General features: G+C 73.9%; 1 protein-coding gene. It reads right to left on the bottom strand.

The window, feature by feature from the left end:
- Positions 1-226: hypothetical protein (locus EJ913_RS32060; RefSeq protein ID WP_185910050.1), on the bottom strand; the 226-nt coding region annotated here is incomplete at both ends.

The following is a 226-nucleotide window of genomic DNA, read 5'->3' as shown; positions in this document are numbered from 1 at the left end:
CGTGCCGTTCACCGACGCCGTCGCCGTCACGGTCAGCCCGAGGCTGCCGCTGAACTCGGCCGGCGGCGTCAGCGTCAGGCCCGACAGGTCGGCCACGCCCAACGTCCACGTCCCGTCGCCGTTGTCGCGGCCCGCCGACAGCACTGCTCCCGCCGGAACCCCGGCGATCACCACGCTGAGCACCTCGCCCGCCGCCGGGGACACCAGCGCACTGCTGATCGTCAAC

The sequence above is a fragment of the Azospirillum doebereinerae genome (assembly GCF_003989665.1).
GTDB lineage: Bacteria > Pseudomonadota > Alphaproteobacteria > Azospirillales > Azospirillaceae > Azospirillum > Azospirillum doebereinerae.
Note: the sequence above shows the minus strand (reverse complement) of the source record. Positions and strands in the feature narration are given on the sequence as shown.